The sequence below is a fragment of the Photobacterium sp. WH77 genome (assembly GCF_022014395.1).
In the GTDB taxonomy this organism is placed as follows: domain Bacteria; phylum Pseudomonadota; class Gammaproteobacteria; order Enterobacterales; family Vibrionaceae; genus Photobacterium; species Photobacterium arenosum.
This window is the reverse complement of sequence record NZ_JAKLTE010000017.1, coordinates 1-17,049: the sequence shown is the minus strand read 5'-3', so window position 1 is coordinate 17,049 and position 17,049 is coordinate 1. Positions and strand designations below refer to the sequence as shown.

The following is a 17,049-nucleotide window of genomic DNA, read 5'->3' as shown; positions in this document are numbered from 1 at the left end:
GCTGTTTAAACAGGGAGGCAGCTTTGCAGTTTCGAACCTTTTCCTTTTTACCTTTTTCTTCTGTTTTGTTATTTGGGTGTCTTACCAGTGCCGGCTCCATAGCGGCAACTCCGCAACCGACTGCCGCCAAGGCCGTAGCGGATCTGCCATCGGGCCAAGAGGCCGACCAGGAAGCAGACAAAGAAGCCAGCCGTTATTTCTTCGGCTTACGAGGCGGTGTCAGCCTGATGGGGTTAACAGATACAGCAACGATAGCCGGCGTGTCGTCATCCTCTGATGACGCTGATGCCAATGGCTTCTGGGGCGTGGATATTGGCTACTACACACCCGAAGGTCGCAGCCGGCTTTACTACAGTTTTGAACGACATGTAGCGGAAAGTCAGTTTCCGTCATCAGGGCTGAAATATGACAACATTGCCAATCTGAACTTGCTCGGCACAGATTATTTTTTCTTGTATAACAAAGACTTTTCACCGTATGTCGGCCTGCACTTCGGTTATGCCAGTGTCAGCTCCGATTCCAGTTATCATGGCGACTATAAAACCAGTGGTTTTGTGATTGGTATGCAAACCGGCCTGGCATGGCGCGTCTCAACTGACATGACAGTCGAAGCCGGTTTCAGACACACAGTGCTGCCAAGCAAGCTGAAAAACTGGCAAGGGCAGGACGATCAGGGCAATACAGTGAACTTTGAATCTCAGCAGAGCGGTGTCAGCTCGTTGTTTCTGGCGGCGAACTACCGCTACTGAAAGTTGTTTGTACACAGCTGGCCATCTGCATGATGATGCCGGCGGCTTTGGGTTTACACCTTTGGCTGTGCGCGTATAATGCCCAGCTCCGAAAACGACAATCATTTCTGTAAGGACGTCAGCGTGAAGCTATTTGTCAGAGATCTCACCGTTATTGATGCCTCTTATCTGTGCCCGGCCAGAGGTATGGTGGGAGAAAGCTGGATTCTGGATGTGGTGATGTCTGGCGAGCTGAATGAAATGAGCATGGTGCTGGATTTCAGCCGCGTTAAAAAGCAGATTAAACAGCTGGTGGATCAGTATGTCGATCACCGCCTGCTGGTGCCGACAGCACATGCTTCAGTCAGGATGGCCGCGACTCAGCCGGGCTATGCGACCCTGGATTTGCTTCGTGGCGATAAAAGTATCCATTTGCATTGTCCGGAAGAGGCTTATTGCCTGGTGGATGCTGACGTCATCACCATAGAGACAGTCACCCGGCATCTGCATCAGGTGCTGTCTGGTAAGCTGCCGGACAATGTCCAGGGTCTTGAGCTGGTATTACGCCCAGAGAAGATTGATGGCGCGTTTTATCATTACAGCCACGGCCTGAAAAAGCATGACGGCAACTGTCAGCGCATAGCACATGGCCATCGTTCACCGATTGAGCTGTATGTCGATGGCCAGCGTGATCCTAAGCTGGAAGCCGACTGGGCAAAGCGCTGGACGGATATCTATCTGGGCACAGAAGAAGATCAGGTGAGCATTTCTGAGCTGAATCTGAGTGAGCACGCCGCTGGTGCTGGTGATGACACCCATTACGCTTTCCGTTATACCGCGCCGCAGGGGCTGTTTGAGCTTGCGATCGCCAAAAGTGAGACGGAAATGATTGGCACAGATACCACCATAGAGCTGCTGGCACACTATATCGCTGCTGCCGTGAAACCTGCCATTGGTGCGCATCAGACGCTGGACGTCGTCGCTTATGAAGGCGTTGGCAAAGGTGCGATGGCGAGCCTGTAATCGTACCGGAAAACCGGTTATTTTCCTCAAAGCATGCCTTAAACAGCAGTGCGCCCGCGCTGCTGGGAAATCCTTTAAATCAGAATCATACTGTCATTCCCGCGCAGGCGGGAATCCATGTGGCGAGCGCAATATTTGAAGTTTAGCTTGTATGTCGCGCTTGAGTCTGGTGGTTCATTTGGCATCGTCTAATGCGCGCCAGGTACTCTTTGTTGGTGCAAAGAGTACCCAGAAAGCCCCTTTTTGTTCTTTGGTGTGGTCCGGGGCGGTTGTAGGCGCTCCCGGCGCCGACAACCTGAAAATTCGTCCTGAATTTTTCCCTGGGGGAGAGGCAAGCATCAAACTTCTCATTTCTGCTTTAAAAGTACAGCCAGAAACCCAGTTAAATTATTTATGATTCAATATATTACCGTCATTCCCGCGCAGGCGGGAATCCATGTGGCGAGCGCAATTTTTGAAGTTTAGCTTGTATGTCGCGCTTGAGTTTAGAGGTTCATTTGGCATCGTCTAATGCGCGCCAGGTACTCTTTGTGGGGGCAGAGCGTACCCAGAAAAGCCCTTTTTGTTCTTTGGTGTGGTCCGGGGCGGTTGTAGGCGCTCCCGGCGCCGACAACCTAAAAATTCGTCCTGAATTTTTCCCTGGGGGAGAGGCAAGCATCAAACTTCTCATTTCTGTTTTAAAAGTACAGCCAGAAACCCAGTTAAATTATTTATGATTCAATATATTACCGTCATTCCCGCGCAGGCGGGAATCCATGTGGCGAGCGCAATATTTGAAGTTTAGCTTGTATGTCGCGCTTGAGTTTAGAGGTTCATTTGGCATCGTCTAATGCGCGTCAGGTACTCTTTGTGGGGGGCAAAGAGTACCCAGAAAACCCCTTTTTGTTCTTTGGTGTGGTCCGGGGCGGTTGTAGGCGCTCCCGGCGCCGACAACCTGAAAATTCGTCCTGAATTTTCCCCTGGGCTTGTGGCACTCATTACATTCTCAGCCCGCTTCACTTTTTCGTTGAATTTCAGTTACTTTATCGCAAATGTAGTCGGCAATCGGCATCGCGGAGGTTGCTGCCGGTGACGGCGCGTTACAAATGTGCAGGCTGCGCGGGCTGTCTGCAAACAGAAAGTCATGAACTAACGTGCCGTCTTTCAGTACGGCCTGAGCACGAATACCTGCCGGGTAGGGTTCCAGATCGCTCAGCGCCAGGGCCGGACAGTATTTACGTACCCGCTCAAGATATCCGGCTTTCCACCAGGCATCTTTGAATTCCCGCAATCCGGTTTTCAGGTGCTTACCGGTAACATGCCAGAAACCGGGGAAAGCCAGCATGTCCAGACTGTCACGCAGGCTGAAATTAAATCGCCCGTAACCCTCGCGTTTAAATCCCTGTACCGCATTTGGGCCAACCGTCACCGAGCCATCTATCATGCGTGTCAGGTGAACACCTAAAAAGGGCAGTGAAGGGTCTGGGATCGGATAGATAAGATGACGGACGATCTGATGATGTCTGGCTGCCAGGCGGTAATATTCTCCGCGGTAGGGGATGATCTGAAAATCTGTCTCCAGCCCCATCATTCTGGTCAGGCGGTCGGCCATTAGTCCGCCGCAGCACACCAGAAAACGGCCTCTGACAGCAAAAGAACCGGCACTCGCTGCGTGGCTGTGGCGGCAGGTCAGTTCGATGTGATCGCTGTGCTCTGTAATGTCCGTCACTTGGGTATCAAGGGCCGTTTCGCCGCCTGAGGCAGTAAAATCACTGGCCATGTGTTCAGTAACCAGACGGTAATCCACTATGCTGGTCGACGGGACAAACAGCGCTCCCAGACCGCAAATGTTCGGCTCTCTTGCCTGCAGTTGCGCCTGATCCAGCGCTTCGACTTCAATACCGTTTTCACGGCAACGTGCCAGCAGATCCTGCATCCGGCACACTTCCGTTTCATTGGTGGCAACCAGCAATTTGCCGCAGTTGTCGACCGGAATAGCATGCTGGCGGCAAAAATCCACAGTACGTTGCACGCCTTCTTTGCAAAACCGTGCTTTCAGGCTGCCGGGCGCATAATACACACCGGCATGGATCACACCGCTGTTGTGGCCGGTCTGATGACACGCGAGCGTGCTTTCTTTTTCAATCAGCAGAATCTTGCTGGCAGGATGCCGGCGTAATAAAGCATTGGCCGTGGCAACGCCCACTATGCCCCCGCCAATCACCAGATAATCGTAATTCTTATTCATCGCGGATCCTTTGCAAATCTAACTTAGGCCAGATCAGGCCGACATCATCCTGATTTATAAGATATTTAAACATCAAGCAGGCAGAGTAGCAAAAGGATAAATTGCCTTTATAAGGCCAGTTTTCTTGGTCTCTCAGCTTGCGGTACGCCCGCTCTGGTGGTTTAATAGCCGCCATCACCTCATTTGGAGTTAACGCCTGCATGGATTACTAACCCCTGACATCCTTTGAACTTTTTCTTTTGGATCCGCAGGGTTAGTGGGCGTTAACCGTCTTTGTCTGAGCAGTCACTGACTGTGAATCACCGTATTGTGATCGGCTGTGCTACTCAGATCTGTCTGCAAAAAAGCAATGTCTTCTGACGGTAATGTCTCTCCCTGCGCTTGCGCCGGAGGTCTTTATGACATTATTGCAAGCTCAGTCTCTGACTGTTTTTCTTCCCCACGGGGAGCCGCTGTTTTCTGATGTATCACTCACTTTAGACCGTGAAACCACGGCACTGGTAGGCCGTAACGGCAGTGGCAAATCTGTGCTGGCCGCACTGTTAAGCGGAGCTCGTCAGCCAGATGAAGGCCGGGTGATCAGGCACTCAAACATCGCATACTTACCTCAGCTGACCGTGCAGAGCGACTTGTCGGCGCTGAGCTCTGTCGCACAAGCACTGGGTGTGGACGGCTGTCTGCAAGCGTTGCAACGTATAGCCGCTGGCAGTTGCGATACGGCCGATTTCGAGGCGGTAGGCGACCAATGGGATTTGCCTGCTGCCCTGTCCCGCCAGCTGGCTGAGCTGGGATTACCGTCCGATCCCGGGCAATCTTGCACCAGCCTGAGCGGCGGTGAGCTGACGAGGTTGCGATTGTGGCTCTGTTTTCGCAGTGATGCTGAACTGCTCATTCTTGATGAGCCATCAAACCATTTGGATCGGCATGGAAGAGAATGGCTGTCACAGCAAATTACCTGTTTTCAGGGCGGCATATTGCTGATCAGCCATGATCAATCCTTGTTGAAAAACGCGGATCGCATTGTTGAACTCAGCCACACAGGGTTAGCCTGTTATGGCACAGATTTTGTGCAATACCGGCAACAGAAACATCATGAATCCCAGTTACTGGCAACACGACTGTCGAAAGCAAAACAGCAAATCAGCGCTATCAATCGTCAGCATCAGCGTAGTGAAGAAAAAGCGCAGCGCCGAGCCGCGGCCGGTAAGCGGGACAGGCACACTGGCAGTCAGTCCACCTTGCTGCTCGATTATCAGAAAAATGCCGCAGAAAGCGCGGCATCATCCAGAAAGCATCAGCAACATCAGCAACTTGAACATGCGCGGCAACAGTTGAAGTTGCTGCAGGAGAAAGTGGATACCGCCAAGCCGCTGAGCTTCAGTACCAACAGTGCGAACAAGCGAAGTGCGCGTTTACTGACGATCACTGAATTGGGCCTGCACCGGGGACAGTTGCCTGCAATCAGCCGAACCGTCTGGTATGGCGATAAAATTCACCTGCGCGGCAGTAATGGCACAGGTAAGTCGACTTTGCTGAAAACGCTGCTGGGCGATATGCCAGTCAAGTCGGGTGAGATTCACAGGCACGGGCCGCTTTGTTATCTCGAACAGCATTTCTCTTTATTTGATTTGCAGGCCAGCCTGATTGATAACCTGACACGTCTGTGCTCTGCCTATACTGCTGCTGAGTTACGTACTCTGGCAGCGTGCATGGGTTTTCGCCGTGAAAGAGCCGGGCAGCAAATGTCGACCCTGAGCGGCGGTGAACGAATGCGGCTGGCGATGCTGGTGGTGAGTCATCAGCAACAGGAAGGGGTATTGCTGCTGGATGAGCCGGACAATCATCTTGATTTAGACGGAAAATCCATGATGGCGCAGGCACTGAGTGAGCATAAGGGCAGCTTCATTCTGGTCAGCCATGATCAGGACTTTGTTGATGCGTGTGGTGTGAGTCAGCACTGGGATCTTTCCAGATAATTCGGCTATGCTATCTGAGGCTTATGGATAAGGAGAACATTATGTCACAAACGCCATCGTCGCCAACCTCATCGCCGCATAGCCTGAGCGGCCATTGTTTGTGCGGCAAAGTCGGGCTGAAATCAACCAGCGGCTCTTTGCATGCAGAGGCGTGTCACTGCGGCATGTGCAGAAAGTGGAGCGGCGGGCCGTATTTATCGGTAGCTGCTGGCACTGAAGTGAGTTTCACCGGTGAAGAAAACATCAGTCGTTTTTCTTCCTCTGACTGGGGGGAAAGAGGGTTCTGTAAACACTGTGGCAGCCATTTGTTTTATTTCCTCAAGCCAACAGGACAGTACATGGTACCGGCAGGTTTGCTTGATCAGGAAAGTCAGCTGGAGATGGATCAACAAATCTTCATCGACAAAAAACCGGCTTACTATGCCTTCAGCAATAACACCGAAAATCTGACCGAAGAAGAAGTCTTCGCCAAATACGCCCCTTAAGCGACAACCATCCCGGGCCGGTTATACCGGCTCGGGATGATATCACCCACCAAAGAGGTTCGTTGTGCGCACCGGCTTATCTGACGGTGGCTTTTTCTTGTTGCGATCCCTTAACTTCATCAATATCCGCTTTTTCCGTCACTGGCTTGCGATTGCTGAGCAAAATAGAAGCGATCACGATAATCACGCCTCCGGCAATGGTCAGACTGTCCGGAATTTCCTGCCAGAACATCAGGCCCCAGAGAATGTTAAAGACAATGCCGATATACCGGGTAACGGCAACCACTGCTGCATTCTCGTGGCTAAAGGCTTGGGTCAGGAAAATCTGACCAAGCAGAGACACAACTCCGATCGCAATTAAATACAGCCAGGCAATACCCTGAGGCATCACAAAGTTATCGGCCATGAGAATGGCTGAAATGAGCGTGGCAACGAACAGGAAGTAAAAAACGATCTCGTAAGTATGGTGGCGCTGGCTTAATTGTTTGATGGTAATTGAAGCGCCTGCAGCGAAGGCAGCACTGGCCACACCGGCGAGTGCAAAAAGATTATAAGATTCATAGTCCAGCGGATTAATGATCAGCCCTGCGCCTGTTAAAACAGCAAGTAACAATAAGGCTGAGCGGGGCGGAAGCTTGTCTTTCAGTATCAGTCGCGAAAAGACAATCACAAAGAAAGGTGACAGATACGCCAGAATAACAGCGTCCGCCATCGGAATATTGGCCAGCGTATACACAAAAGCCAGCAGATACAGCGCCCCGAAAACACCGCGCAATACCAGTAGCGGTATACCTTTAGAGGAGAATCTGATGCGGCTGTGTTTCATCAGCAGCAGTATCAGTACAGTGCCGATAATACTGCGGAAAAACACAATTTCAGCAGTCGGGATAGTGTCGCTGGCGGCTTTCACCAGTGCGTTCATAATGCTGAAAATGAACGCAGAGCCAATGGTTAACAATACGCCATTATTCATAGCATTCAGGTTCCTTTGCAGAGTTTGTCTCAGGGTTGTGCCATAACAGATAGGCCAGATCTTGTCGGGCTTCTCGGGTTAAGGCTGCGGGTTCAATAGCAATGTATGGCTTGTTTTTCAGCCATGTTTCGAAGTGATTAATCAGCTCGCTGACGGTTGGGGCCTCAACATGAATCAGCCGGGCGATTTCTCTCAGGCGGTACAGCAGGCGAATATCTTCAGCGGGGATACGCGGCAGAAACCACTGACCGGATTCAACACGTGCACGAGGAAACGGCACCTCGGAAAAATCGAAATAGCGGCCGGTTTCATCAGGTGTGGAGAAGGGATCGATCAGAATGGCGGTGTAGCGGATGTACATCAGGTATTCCTGCTCTATTGTACTGAGATCAGTAAACTGGTCGATTTTTTCTCTGGGGATACTTTCCTCTCTGACCGGGTAGTTATCGTCATTGAGAAACTGCAACAGATTGATACTTTCGCCACCAAGCGCGCTGACAATCACAGAAATATCCTGCCATAAGTCGACCAGCCGCCGAATCACTGCACCAGTAATTGGCCCTTCCGGAAACAGTTTGTACAGGTAAACGGGGATAGCTGGCGGATGAGTGATCGTCTCCAGAGAAAAGTCATTGATAAACAGTGCAGGGTGTACATAAGAAGTAATGTTCCGGGCTTCGGTACTGATACTGTCGTTTAACCAGGCATAGTCAACACCTATGCTGGCAAGCATGGTTTCAATGCGGCGATGCCAGGCGCTCTGAGTAGGAGGGTTACTCTGGCTGGATGACAGATACACCTTTTTCTTTGTGGCTTTAGTGATGACATGCGTCGGGATCCTGCCCCCGTTTTGGTCTGTCTGGCATTTGGTCGCGGCAAAATAAGTAGAAAAACCAACAATATCGAGTGACAAACCTTGTGACTCACTCCAATGCCGGATGATTTGCTGGGATCCCAAAGATGGGGACAACAAAATGACACGCCTGAGTGTTATCAGCACCTTTTCAGGCAATGAACGCAGCACACTGAGATAGGCATCAGAGGGAACCGCCAGTACCAAAGTCTGCCAGACTGGCTCAATGTCATCAGGGCAAGAGTAACTGCGGTTAATCTGGACATAACCTGACAGTGCAGATAACGAGGGTTTGGCGGCTTTGCTCAGAATACAGCCATGCCGGATGTAGCTTTCTCGCCAGCGCTGCCAGTTGTCAGACGGCCGGTTAGCGATACCCAGATAAAGGCTTGGCATTTGCTTGAGTAATACAGCAAGTTGCATGGCAGCCGGACCACTGCCGAACAGCAGGACGTTTTCAGTTTCAGATTGCATTGTTTTTTTCCATCAGCATGACGTCGTACAGCATAGAGCCGCAGTCCACAGGCTGAGCACGCCAGCCTAACGAGATGTCGGGATTGAACGGGTAGTTAAATGCCGATTTCAGCCCGTTACCGTATCGAACCAACACTTGCTGCGTTGCGGTGAGATAGGGACGCAGCACCGACAACACCTCCCATTTATGCTCGACCAGCGAGGCAATCACTATGTGTGTTGGGCGAAACAGCTCTAAGCAGGTAATGAGATCCGTACTTTCGAAAGAAATACGCAAATGCGCGGTATTCAGCCGTCGCGACTGAGCGACAGCATCTTTGTCGATATCAATGCCTTTCACCGTGGCATCTGTCAGCGTAGCAATGGTAATCGCCGACAACGGAAACGCGCCGGAACCGATAAAGAGCACTCTGCTGTCGCGGTGGATATTGACCGATTGGGTTTCTTTTCGGGCACTGTCATTCAGCGCATTCAAATAATGGGTAAACTGGTACGGGTGATCGACGGCACATCTGGACTGATGCTTTTCCAGAGCACACAAAGATTTGATCGATGTTTCGCGGATTTTCTTGATCTGACGATCCACCTCAGGGCAGTGCGCAAAATGTTGCCATATTCGCTGATTGTCAGTGTGAGTGATGAGATCACACACACCGTCCAGTTTTTCCTGAACCAGTGTGTAACAGTCGCAGCTTTCCAGGCTGTACTCCGTCAGGGCCGATAATTGTGCTTCGCAGGCAATCAGAGATGAAAGCAGTGCATACTTTTCATTGAGTGTTGTCATTCTCTCGTCCGTGTTGGTGACAGGGTTGCGCTCGGTGCTAAAATTATTGTTATAACATAACAATTGCGACTTACGCTAATCCAGTAAGAGGCATATTTCAAGTGATTTTGCAGGCAAAGATCGGCTATGCGATCAGAGAATGGTGTCAGTAAGCAGGTAGCACTTATGATTGCCGAGCGTGTGGCTGTGGGGTCTTATCTTTTAACGCGTCTTATCTTACTTCATCAGCCTCACTCAAAGTCAGGCAAAGGGTTGATGGAGGTTTGACTGGGTAACAAACATTCTGTGTCGGCCGAAGGTTGCGACACAGAATGCTGGCAGTGTGTTTTGCGTTCACTGCTTTTTCAAACTCACAGCCACGCGGCCGATCACCTTGATCTCATTGTCGTCTACTTCAAGACGGGTGAGACCAAACGTCACCGCCAGCTTGTTCGGTAACCGCTGGATAGGGTTAATCGACAGGCGGCCGTCCATGTCAATCAGGTAATCACCGCTTACGGCATCATTCTGGCTTTTATCAACGAGGAACCGTCCTTCATGGGTTTCCACTTCAATGGTGGAGGCGGCATTGAGGTTCCAGGATTGAAAAATGCGCTTAGCGTAGGGCAGTGTGCCCGTGCTGAGTAACTTTCCATTGCTCAGGCTGTAGCTGGACAAAGTGACGATAGCGTCCGATGCCGTGGCAATCCTAGTCGTTTGTCGTTCTGTCCTGTACTCATTTGACGTTTCCGCAATAACGCTATGGCTGGCGTGTTTGCTGTCCGTCAATGAGTGATGCAGCGTTTCCAGCGGATAATCAGACGGCAGAATTAACTGATGAACAGGGATGCCGGTACGCAAATGCGTGCGGACAACCAGCTCGTGAGAGGTACGATTATGCGTATTCCAGGTACTGAAGGTGGTTTTTGGCACATCAAATAGTGTGGCCATCTCACCAAAGGAAGCACAATGGGTTAAGTCTCTCAAATTCGAAGTTTTCAGATAGTCAAAAATAAGGATTTTTTTACTCATGTACTGTCCAGTCAGTGTGATCAAACTCGAAAATGATCGTCAAAAGTTAACTTAAAATGACAGAAGTTATTGACTGCATTCGAATGAGGATCAACACTGTGCGTATTCAACAAATCAGCGCAAAATTGGCAAAAAGTGCGCAAAACCAACGCGTAAGGATACCACTCATGGCAAGGAATCAAATAGCGTTAGATGTACCCTGCATCGCAAAAGTGGAGATTCGGCGTCTGACCGACCTTCATTTCCGTACTCTGCTTGTGCCGCAAGGCCAAAGTATGCCTTCTTGCGAGCACAAGCACCCTCATCAGAGCCTGACAACTCAGGTAACGCGAAAATGGCAATATCCTGTCAATGCAGCCCGCAACAAGATGGAGGGGCAGGCGTGAGCAATATTACTCTCCATGAACTGAGCATTCAGTCTGCTGATTTCACCGACATACTGGCCGGACGCAAAACGCATCAGGTGTGCCTCAATCATCGGCGATATACCGTAGGCGATGTGCTCATTCTGCGCGAACTCGACGAAAACGGCGAGGACACAGGACAGGAAATGAACTCACTCATTACCCATGTCGAGCACGGCAACACGGTCGGCCTTGAAGATGGCTGGTGTGTATTATCGCTGGCAAACACCACCCCTTTGCTGGGTATTCGCCTGATTGGCTATCTGCGTGATCGCTTAAAAGAGCACTGCGATTACACAGAAGCGGCCTACCAGCTCATCAAGAAAGCAGGCAGCACAGACAACCAGGCGAAACGCACTGTGCAGGCAGGCCGCTGCTGGGTTGATGAGGCGAATCATTTTTTGAAGAAGTTTCCGGTGGAGTCGTGATTCTCTTTGGGGGATGAGGTGCGACAGGGTCAGAATCTGAAAGTATGTCGCGCTTGAGTCTGGGGGTTCATTTGGCATCTGAGCTCGCGCGCCAGGTACTCTTTGTTGGTGCAAAGAGTACCCAGAAAGCCCCTTTTTGTTCTTTGGCGTTGGCCGGAGCGGTTGTAGGCGCTCCCGGCGCCGACAACCTAAAAATTCGTCCTGAATTTTTCCCTGGGGTTTGTCGATCACTTTAGCTAAGAAAATCCAACCGGCCTGTCATTACCGCGCAGGCGGTAATCTATTCAGCGAGTGCGGTTGTTCGTTGTTCTGTCTGAATCTGAAAGTATGTCGCGCTTGAGTCTGGTGGTTCACTTGGCATCTGAGTTCGCGCGCCAGGTACTCTTTGTTGGTGCAAAGAGTACCCAGAAAGCCCCTTTTTTGTTCTTTGGTGTGGTCCGGGCCGGTTGTAGGCGCTCCCGGCGCCAACAACCTAAAAATGCGTCCTGAATTTTTCCCTGGGGGAGCGGGTCTCATGGGCTGTGAACTCGTTTTTGGACAGAAGCGCGTTACGAATCTTTGGAAAATCGAATAACCTCAGTTTTGTCAAATTATGTAGATAACCTAAAAACTGATGAAAAGTTACAGTCATTCACTAGTAGCAACCAATTGACGTAAATTTTTAGTAAGTTGTCCAACTACATCTGAACACGATATACTCCATTCATCAGAAAGATGCTGAATTACTCTATCAACATCTGAGGGGAACAAGACTTTCCCTAAGACTTTCGCAAACGGTCCGTCAGTCTCCAACAGCATTTTTTGCCTTGGTATCCAAGACACAATTCGTTTTCCTCGCGCTGAGGCCAGCATGGCTGGTCCTACAGAGAAATAGCAACCTAGCTCAACCGCTTCTAACAACTGTTTTTTTGTTCCCAAGAACCAGTGAAGTATCGGCGTACCAGCATTAGGATGCTCTTTCAGACAAAGTAGAGTTTCATCAACCGCGTTTAGACTATGAATTGTCAGAACTTTATCATCGAACGACTCACACTTTTTCAAAATGTGATTAAAAACCATTAATTGGTCATCAAAATGCTCTCTCCAGCCTTTTGAGCCATCTAGTCCGATCTCACCTATATATTTAGTTTTCTCTATAAGTCGATCGAAAACTGGTAGTTCATTTTTCCTCAAATGAGCTAGTTGAGGGTGCAATCCCAAAGCAGTTTTGCAGTGCTTAAGTCCTTTTGTAAGATTAACAGTGCCTTCGAAGGCGGAAGGCACTGTTGTTACAGATAATACGTAATAGTTTGAGCGCTCAATGTCATCCAATACCTTCTGATGTTGGGGGTATAGGTCAACGTGGCAATGCATATCCATCATGATGTCTTGTTTGCCTTTATAAACACTTCCACTTCCATCAAACCACGCTTAATCATTGACTCCAAAGCATCACGTACAGACTTATCTAGTGGGATGGGACCAGATTTCCGTAACCAAGATTTGTAATTATTGGTTTGCTTCAACCGGATAATGGCGGTTTGAACAGCTTGCAGGTCGTCTCTTGTATCCTTTTCTTTAACTAGCGTTATCAGTCGCTTTGTTTTATATGGAGCATCATCATCAAAGCCAGCATGATGAACAGATGCTCTTCTAATTAGACAAGGTACGCAGTGCCCACATTGTTTGTGTTCTCTGTGCCAGTGGCTGCATGAAACGCTTAGCGGTACGGCTTTTTTAATAGCGTTTTGGTCAACGCATTCAGCCAACATCTCTCCTTTTGTTTTAAACTGATAAGGGTTTACAAATTTGACGTCAAAACCTATGCGTGTCAGCAATTCTTCCAACCTCTGCAAGAAGTTGGGGTGTGTAGTTCTCGTACTGTGACTTCCTATTCGCCTTCTAGTTAGTGGTGGATTGATTGAGATATAGCCATTCTCAGGAACGATAATGGTTTTAATACTGGCATCACAGTTTGCACTTCTAAGTACGGAAATGCCCAATACGGCCATCGCCAAGAAGTTAAAGCTTCTCCCTCGCATACTTATGTCTGTTCTGCCTTCATCAGTTTTAATGATGTGAGGAGAAATTGAATAGGAGAGCTCAGCAAATGGAGAAGACAACAAAGTCTTAATTTCTTCCTGTTTTGCACCATCTCCGCGATAGGCGTGACTTACTAGGAGAGGTTTATAGTCTGATTTTCCATTAAGAAGATCAATAGCACCCACGGCGCTATCAAGACCGCCAGAAAATAGACATACAGCATTTTTTCCTAGAAGAGTTTTGGCCTTAGATTTAGCCTGCTTACTTTTCTTAGGTTTAGGCATTTCCATTGATGTCTGTTCAAAAGTGAACATCCATTGATCGCCAGTAAGAAAGTTCAAAATGGAGCTCAACTCAGCACTTTCTACATCCCACAGACTCGGATCACTTACTGGAATGTGAAGGTGCATTTGCCTTGACCAAGCATTCTCCGCCTTCTCTCTTAACTCAAAAGTATCTGCTGCGGTAACAGCGGAAGCAATTGTGATCAAATCGATTGCCCTAGGGTCAACAGCAACTCCCAAGTCTCTTACTGTTTGCAGTAGCCCTCTTGAAGCTAAGCTGTGTTTTTTTTCATCATATTCGTGAGTGTGGAAGAGTTGTACTGGGTGGCATGACTCTGAATATTCAGGTAGTTGGGTTGGATTATCATTGAAGTAAAATTCAGTCATCGAAACTCTCCCATTCTTCAACTGTCATTGCGATGGCATCAGCTTGAATCTTGGTAATGTTATTTCTGGTGATATTGCTAGGGTTGCCATTAGTGACCTTGTCTAGCTGCTCCTGAGCTATTACCTTGATAAGCTCCCTTAGCTCAACTTCCATACTATGGTGCTTGCTAGCAGGCTCTACGTGGAACCAAGCCCTGCCCATGCCTTCAACCACATCTTGGAAAATCAAGTCAGTTAAATAGCAGCCGATGGCTTGTTGGATCACTTCTTCAGTAAAACTATTTGGATCGAAATCTTCGGTATCTGGTAGGGCCTCTTCCAGCGCGTAATCTAAGGCAATTCTCACAGAGTCTGAGTCAGCATTATCAGGAGCTAAATGTGAAGCAATTCTATCAATAGCTTGGTCAGTGGATAGGCCTTTCAAGTCACTTAAGGAAAGGCTTTGGTTGTTGACTGTAACAGTGTCTCCACGCATTACTCCAAGTAAACCAGTACCAGCTGTTATCCCACTAGCCAATCTTCGGCTTGTGGTTTTTCCACCACCAGAGCCTTTTTTAGAATAACTCTTTAGTGCTCTCCTTAGATCAGAGCTTGAACCCCCGGCCTTGGCATAATTCCCGAATTCTCTTCTAGCTCCTGCAAAACGGTTTGCAGGATTGGCAGTACCTGATGGTTTGCCGATTTCCTGCTGAACTTTTTCATTGTCGGTTTCCTTGTCACCTTGATTTTCCCCGTCCGTGCCACCAGTACCTTGAGCTGGCTCAATTGTTACAGGCGGGCTTTGTTCAGCCCATGACGGAATGAGTGGGCTCTGATTATTAGGGCCAGTTGATGATGCTGAAGTACCCATCTATACCTACTTTTCTAATTCCTTGATAATTACATTCAACCACCTTTGTTTTGGCAGCCCCTTCACGTAAGTTAATAGCGCCTTTTTACATTTAGGCTCTTCAACTGCTAGTAATCTTGCGCCATATATGCCAGAGGGAGCTTTTGACCAATCACTCACAGTCCTGAAGTTTTCAATTAGTCCATCCATCACAGCTAAATAGTCTTCTCTTGGAGTCGCTGCTATTGCATTTTGGTTTGTATGGCTTAGTCTTTCGGTTTGTTTCATTAAATCCTTCACAAGCTTTTGAGCAGCGCCGGACATGACTGCATTCACTAGGCCCATGGGGATACTCTCTCTACTTAAGTATGCCGCTGGGGTCAGGTTCATATTTGCAAACATCGGTGGTAGCTTCGACCACTTGTCAAGAAAGGCTAAGTCTAGCTTCCACTCTTCTGGCAAATCCATATCATCGAATTCAATTTTTGGATCTTCCAATTGAGCCAGAATCTTTGGGGAACCACTCTCTGCATCAATCAACTCATACAGTTTGTTTGTTGCTTGAGTACCTAAGCAACGCTCAAATATCACCAATTTGGTAATGGTTTTCTCATCCAGCTGCATACCACGACGGAGCGCCGTTTTTCTTCTCATTTTCACCTGATTTAAGAGGCGTTTAACAATTCGAGGGTTCCCATTTATATTGGAGGACTCTGCGAGCAATGGAGCAAGTTGTTCGGCCACAATGAACTTACTTCTGAGTTCGTCCTTACTCTGAACATCTTGAACTTTGTCAACGTCCAATAGCTCATCAACTGATATGGGTGGCTGCTTCCAAGATAGCTGAAGAGACTGCTCTAGGCTTTCCCTAAGCCCCTCAAGCTGGTCACTCGTAATGCCATGATCTTGAGCTGTCAACATCATCAGGTAAGCTCTGATTTCTAGATTACCAGGTCTTGGAACGTGTACAGGGATTTGAATTAATTTATCCAAGTAGTCGGTTTGATGGCGCTGTGAAGCTCCCTTGTGATATTCCGGCACAGCTAAGCGGATCATATCTTCGTCTGCCGCAATCACGAATGCTGTATTTGGTAAAAACAAAAATAGCCGTATTGCTTCCAGCGTCGAAATGGCATTAAATGGCGAGCAACGATCCAAGTTATCGACATAAACTATGAGTGGTTTATCAAACTCACTCAGCAAGTCTGAGTAGGCTTTGCGGAACTCTTTAATTTCTTTGGGGGGTGATAAGGCCTTTTTAGACTTTAGAATTCCTTTGCTATCTTTAGCTATCTGCTTCGCGCCATCTACAGCATCCTTGGCATCACCAAAATCTAGTTCGCCATCCTCACCCCCACTAAATAATCCCATCAACTTCTGAAAACCGCCCATGGTCGGGACGCCAACTAAAGCGGCACCACCATCCATCAACAGTCCTAAAGATCTAATGACGTCAACACGTCCTGCAAATTCTTTAGCCTTTTTGCTCAAGCTGGCGTTGCCTTTCGCTTGCTTTAACAAGGTCGATGCAATTGTCTCTAATAGCGCAGCTTTAGCATCGTCATAGCCTTGATACATCCAAGCATCGAAATGGACTTGAATGTAGTCTTGCTCCTCTTCAGATATTGACTTTTTGGTCAGCTCTAAGATTGTTGATTTTCCTGCGCCCCAGTCACCGAAAACGCCAACAGATATAGGCATCAGCTCCTTTTCGGTGATTAGATCCTTAATCGATTCGGCTGTCTCACTAAAATTTAAAAAGTCTAGTGAGGACTCTTTATCAGACCACATTTAAACTCCACTTTTACATAAATTTGTTTACTCAGAGACTTAAGTACTTTTGTGGCGCTCAGCACTGTTCTCTCACAACGCCGCTTTTATATCATTCTTTGAGAATATTACCATTTGTGCATATTGTTCTGTAAATGTAGCTTTAGCATAAAGAGGTGATCTCATTAGCAAAAGTAAGGAAAAAGTGCAGGCGAAAATATGGGCAGGTCAAAGATTCTAAATGACTTTGGGGCAATAACGTTCTGCAAACCCAACCCTAGCCCCAAATCAGGGAAAAATTCAGGACGAATTTTTAGGTTGTCGGCGCTGGGAGCGCCTACAACCGGCCCGGACTACACCAAAGAACCCAAAGGCATTTCTGGGTACTCTT

Annotated in this window: 16 protein-coding genes; 6 read left to right on the top strand and 10 right to left on the bottom strand. The window is 48.5% G+C overall.

The window, feature by feature from the left end; all coding sequences use genetic code 11:
- Window positions 1-23: 23 nt before the first annotated feature.
- Together L6J37_RS15855 and L6J37_RS15850 are read left to right on the top strand one after the other, a co-directional pair.
- On the top strand, window positions 24-749 hold the full coding sequence (locus L6J37_RS15855) for an outer membrane beta-barrel protein (protein ID WP_192014390.1): 726 nt from the start codon (window positions 24-26) through the stop codon (window positions 747-749).
- 123 nt (window positions 750-872) lie between these two features.
- Window positions 873-1,751, top strand: coding sequence for a 6-carboxytetrahydropterin synthase (locus L6J37_RS15850; RefSeq protein ID WP_237795825.1), 879 nt, complete (start codon window positions 873-875; stop codon window positions 1,749-1,751).
- Between the two features lie 985 nt (window positions 1,752-2,736).
- On the opposite strand, the gene lhgO is transcribed toward L6J37_RS15850, so the two are convergent.
- On the bottom strand, window positions 2,737-3,978 hold the full coding sequence (gene lhgO, locus L6J37_RS15845) for an L-2-hydroxyglutarate oxidase (RefSeq protein WP_237795824.1): 1,242 nt from the start codon (window positions 3,976-3,978) through the stop codon (window positions 2,737-2,739).
- Entirely contained in the window at window positions 3,971-4,180 is a 210-nt protein-coding gene (locus L6J37_RS15840; RefSeq protein ID WP_237795823.1) for a hypothetical protein, read from the bottom strand. The genes lhgO and L6J37_RS15840 overlap by 8 nt, the downstream gene beginning before the upstream one ends.
- A 196-nt stretch (window positions 4,181-4,376) precedes the next feature.
- Between L6J37_RS15840 and L6J37_RS15835 the strand changes: the two genes are divergently transcribed.
- Together L6J37_RS15835 and L6J37_RS15830 are read left to right on the top strand one after the other, a co-directional pair.
- The gene (locus L6J37_RS15835; protein ID WP_192014382.1) at window positions 4,377-5,954 is read left to right on the top strand and encodes an ATP-binding cassette domain-containing protein; all 1,578 of its coding nucleotides are present in this window, start codon (window positions 4,377-4,379) and stop codon (window positions 5,952-5,954) included.
- 41 nt (window positions 5,955-5,995) lie between these two features.
- Window positions 5,996-6,439 carry a GFA family protein gene (locus L6J37_RS15830; protein ID WP_192014380.1) on the top strand — a complete coding sequence of 148 codons (444 nt, stop codon included), beginning with the start codon at window positions 5,996-5,998 and terminating at the stop codon, window positions 6,437-6,439.
- Between the two features lie 76 nt (window positions 6,440-6,515).
- Here L6J37_RS15830 and L6J37_RS15825 read toward each other — a convergent pair whose 3' ends face one another.
- From L6J37_RS15825 to L6J37_RS15810, 4 genes are all read right to left on the bottom strand, one after another.
- Window positions 6,516-7,412 carry a DMT family transporter gene (locus L6J37_RS15825; protein WP_192014378.1) on the bottom strand — a complete coding sequence of 299 codons (897 nt, stop codon included), beginning with the start codon at window positions 7,410-7,412 and terminating at the stop codon, window positions 6,516-6,518.
- A complete protein-coding gene (locus L6J37_RS15820) occupies window positions 7,405-8,739 on the bottom strand; it encodes an opine metallophore biosynthesis dehydrogenase (protein ID WP_237795822.1) in 1,335 nt (444 codons plus the stop codon). The genes L6J37_RS15825 and L6J37_RS15820 overlap by 8 nt, the downstream gene beginning before the upstream one ends.
- Window positions 8,729-9,523, bottom strand: a complete 795-nt coding sequence (locus tag L6J37_RS15815; protein ID WP_237795821.1) for a nicotianamine synthase family protein — start codon at window positions 9,521-9,523, stop codon at window positions 8,729-8,731. The genes L6J37_RS15820 and L6J37_RS15815 overlap by 11 nt, the downstream gene beginning before the upstream one ends.
- Window positions 9,524-9,856: 333 nt before the next feature.
- Complete coding sequence (locus L6J37_RS15810) at window positions 9,857-10,534, bottom strand: helix-turn-helix domain-containing protein (protein WP_237795820.1); 678 nt, start codon at window positions 10,532-10,534, stop codon at window positions 9,857-9,859.
- A gap of 167 nt (window positions 10,535-10,701) precedes the next feature.
- On the opposite strand from L6J37_RS15810, the gene L6J37_RS15805 reads away from it, so the two are divergent.
- Together L6J37_RS15805 and L6J37_RS15800 are read left to right on the top strand one after the other, a co-directional pair.
- Window positions 10,702-10,920, top strand: coding sequence for a hypothetical protein (locus tag L6J37_RS15805; RefSeq protein WP_237795818.1), 219 nt, complete (start codon window positions 10,702-10,704; stop codon window positions 10,918-10,920).
- On the top strand, window positions 10,917-11,366 hold the full coding sequence (locus tag L6J37_RS15800; RefSeq protein ID WP_237795817.1) for a DUF3850 domain-containing protein: 450 nt from the start codon (window positions 10,917-10,919) through the stop codon (window positions 11,364-11,366). Before L6J37_RS15805 ends, L6J37_RS15800 begins: the two co-directional genes overlap by 4 nt.
- 627 nt (window positions 11,367-11,993) lie before the next feature.
- Here the strand turns inward: L6J37_RS15800 and qatD are convergent.
- The 4 genes from qatD to L6J37_RS15780 are packed head-to-tail and all read right to left on the bottom strand — an operon-like array spanning window position 11,994 to window position 16,679.
- Window positions 11,994-12,728, bottom strand: coding sequence for a Qat anti-phage system TatD family nuclease QatD (gene qatD, locus L6J37_RS15795; protein ID WP_237795816.1), 735 nt, complete (start codon window positions 12,726-12,728; stop codon window positions 11,994-11,996).
- Window positions 12,725-14,059 (bottom strand): Qat anti-phage system QueC-like protein QatC, encoded by a 1,335-nt coding sequence (gene qatC / locus L6J37_RS15790; RefSeq protein WP_237795815.1) that lies wholly within the window; start codon window positions 14,057-14,059, stop codon window positions 12,725-12,727. Before qatC ends, qatD begins: the two co-directional genes overlap by 4 nt.
- The gene (locus L6J37_RS15785; RefSeq protein ID WP_237795814.1) at window positions 14,052-14,909 is read right to left on the bottom strand and encodes a hypothetical protein; all 858 of its coding nucleotides are present in this window, start codon (window positions 14,907-14,909) and stop codon (window positions 14,052-14,054) included. Before L6J37_RS15785 ends, qatC begins: the two co-directional genes overlap by 8 nt.
- Before the next feature lie 6 nt (window positions 14,910-14,915).
- Complete coding sequence (locus tag L6J37_RS15780) at window positions 14,916-16,679, bottom strand: KAP family P-loop NTPase fold protein (protein ID WP_237795813.1); 1,764 nt, start codon at window positions 16,677-16,679, stop codon at window positions 14,916-14,918.
- Window positions 16,680-17,049: the final 370 nt, after the last annotated feature.

Bases quoted from the DNA above. Each gene is read 5' to 3' on its own strand.
- lhgO (WP_237795824.1), bottom strand. From the start codon at position 3,978: ATGAATAAGAATTACGATTATCTGGTGATTGGCGGGGGCATAGTGGGC.
- L6J37_RS15810 (WP_237795820.1), bottom strand. From the start codon at position 10,534: ATGAGTAAAAAAATCCTTATTTTTGACTATCTGAAAACTTCGAATTTG.
- L6J37_RS15815 (WP_237795821.1), bottom strand. From the start codon at position 9,523: ATGACAACACTCAATGAAAAGTATGCACTGCTTTCATCTCTGATTGCC.
- L6J37_RS15830 (WP_192014380.1), top strand. From the start codon at position 5,996: ATGTCACAAACGCCATCGTCGCCAACCTCATCGCCGCATAGCCTGAGC.
- L6J37_RS15780 (WP_237795813.1), bottom strand. From the start codon at position 16,679: ATGTGGTCTGATAAAGAGTCCTCACTAGACTTTTTAAATTTTAGTGAG.
- L6J37_RS15805 (WP_237795818.1), top strand. From the start codon at position 10,702: ATGGCAAGGAATCAAATAGCGTTAGATGTACCCTGCATCGCAAAAGTG.
- L6J37_RS15785 (WP_237795814.1), bottom strand. From the start codon at position 14,909: ATGGGTACTTCAGCATCATCAACTGGCCCTAATAATCAGAGCCCACTC.
- L6J37_RS15835 (WP_192014382.1), top strand. From the start codon at position 4,377: ATGACATTATTGCAAGCTCAGTCTCTGACTGTTTTTCTTCCCCACGGG.
- L6J37_RS15825 (WP_192014378.1), bottom strand. From the start codon at position 7,412: ATGAATAATGGCGTATTGTTAACCATTGGCTCTGCGTTCATTTTCAGC.
- L6J37_RS15840 (WP_237795823.1), bottom strand. From the start codon at position 4,180: ATGCAGGCGTTAACTCCAAATGAGGTGATGGCGGCTATTAAACCACCA.
- L6J37_RS15820 (WP_237795822.1), bottom strand. From the start codon at position 8,739: ATGCAATCTGAAACTGAAAACGTCCTGCTGTTCGGCAGTGGTCCGGCT.
- qatD (WP_237795816.1), bottom strand. From the start codon at position 12,728: ATGATGGATATGCATTGCCACGTTGACCTATACCCCCAACATCAGAAG.
- qatC (WP_237795815.1), bottom strand. From the start codon at position 14,059: ATGACTGAATTTTACTTCAATGATAATCCAACCCAACTACCTGAATAT.